The 2,038-nt window shown below is 42.2% G+C and carries 1 protein-coding gene and 1 pseudogene; one reads left to right on the top strand and one right to left on the bottom strand.

Going from position 1 to position 2,038, the window contains the following annotated elements; translation table 11 throughout:
* The first annotated feature begins 320 nt into the window (after nucleotides 1-320).
* Nucleotides 321-719 (top strand): hypothetical protein, encoded by a 399-nt coding sequence (locus AC2VE5_RS26200; RefSeq protein ID WP_486890484.1) that lies wholly within the window; start codon nucleotides 321-323, stop codon nucleotides 717-719.
* Between the two features lie 1,104 nt (nucleotides 720-1,823).
* Here the strand turns inward: AC2VE5_RS26200 and AC2VE5_RS26195 are convergent.
* Nucleotides 1,824-2,038, bottom strand: a pseudogene (locus AC2VE5_RS26195) (plasmid replication initiator TrfA); the annotation flags it as partial.

The following is a 2,038-nucleotide window of genomic DNA, read 5'->3' as shown; positions in this document are numbered from 1 at the left end:
TTGCTAAGACTGGCAACCATTTTCAGAAGCTAGGGTGCAGGCGATCTGTCTTTAGATTTTTCTATTATGCAATTCTAGAGCTTCATTTTGAGATTATTCTAGTTCAGTAAGTAATGTGTGAATATTTCTATGGGAGATTTTAAGCTCTGGTTTTTGGAGTTTGTCTGGCTAGTAAGTCTGGATGACCTTTGAGGGTCTTTAAGCTGGGCTAGTGAAACAGGGTGCTCCTGGTGCAGGGCTTCCGCTATTGGGTTTATCTGTGCGATATTTTTGGAAGGATAGGACTGCTGTAGGTTCAGCTTTGGTAAGGAGAGAGGCTTGTGTCTAAAACTGCTTATGACCCCAGTGATGAATTCTTTTCCAATGAAGATGATACGTTTCTTGAGCAGCGACTTGAGAAGTTTAGCCAGATTGATGCCGGGGCTAAGTCGCACAAAAGTACGATTACTCGGTTAATGCCTTTGATTCGAGGGTGTCGGGATAAGGGGCACTCTTGGGCATTTATCGCTGGGATTTTTCAGGAACGCTATCCTGGGCTTTCTCCAGCGTTGTTGAGGAAGGTAGTCTATGAGATTAACCCTTCGCTCAAGGGTTCTACAAATGGGAGCGGGTCTAGTCCAAAGTCTGACTCTTTGATTCCTGAGTTGGAGGATGAAAAGTCTAAATCAAATCAGAAAAATTCTGCCGCTTTGGACAAGGATGAGAAAAAGGTGATTTGATTCAGGATTCTGGCCTGGATGACGCTTAAGGAGTGAGCTTATAGGCGCTAATGACCGGATTGTCTCAAGGATTCTTTTAGGGGTTGTCTTGGGTTCTTTGCTGAAGTGCTGAGTGGTCTCTAAGTTCATCCGGCCTAGTCTAGTCATTGCGAACTAGGACAGAAGAATTGAAGATTTCTGAATTCGGCGGCGCGGAAAATTGTTCTGGGGGATCAATGGGCTTCTCAAGTAGATGATTTTTCTTGTCTGGGTTCAGCGTAGTTGAAGGTCTTTCTTCTGTATCTCCATTTTGAAAATGATTTTCACTCTCACCTTCTTATGCGTTAGTGAGTGATTTGTTAGTTAAATCATTTGTTATTTCTTTATTTGTTATTAGTGGCGGTTTTTCCGGTTCCGGCTTTTCCGTAAGCGGGTAATCCGGTTCCGGTGATTTTGACTAGCTTGTTCTGCCTTTTGCTGGATTTAGATACATTCCCCCCCCCAACAAAAAAAAGTTTAATCAGGAGCAAAGGAGTGCAAGTCAAGAGCGAAGCGAAGCGTAGAGCGTAGCGTCTCTTGACTGGAGCGACTGCTCCGTAAAATCTAAGTCTCCAGGGGGGGGGAATGTTCTGGCAGCGAAGTCGATCCGATCTTTCCAATCTTGATACTTCAATCCAACCTGGTTGCTCTATAAACTCTAGAATCAATTCTAAGGGGTCTAGCAGCTCCTAGAAGGGCCTTGATTCTCTTTCTTAGAAAATAGTATCTAAACTCTTTTTCTAGCCTTTTTAGCTCATTCTAGGGGGTACTGGTTGTTTTAAGGGTTTGTGGCTTCACAACTTTATCTCGCGCCCGCGCTCTTAGAGAATTAATATTTTATTTTATTTTATTTAAGATTAAAGATAAAGATTAAAGAAAGATTAGAGAGATTTTTGGCGACGGCTGAAAGCATTGATGTGTATGGGCTGTGGGAGTTTTCCACAGGACGAAATTGTGCATCAAAGCACGGTATGTTTTCTAGCAACAGTAGATCCTTCAGGAGCGACCTTGGGACACACCTGCCCTGTCTGCATCTTTACCTGTCTGATTAATTACCCACTATTTACCTGTCTGATTAATTACCCACTATTTGCGATGCTCTGGAGCTTTATGCACCCGACTAACTGTCACTAGATTTTTATCAATGCCGTAGCTTTTCAGAAAATCGATTTTTATCAGTACATCAAGTGCTGATTTTACCTGCCGCTTAAAGCTAGCAAATTGACTGTTTTGACTCCCAGTAATTTTATAAAGAAACTCAATTGTTACAGGCTTAGGAACTACATGACTGCTATAATAAT

The organism is Aliterella sp. E5.1, assembly GCF_057473825.1.
This window is presented reverse-complemented; position numbering and strand designations above follow the sequence as displayed.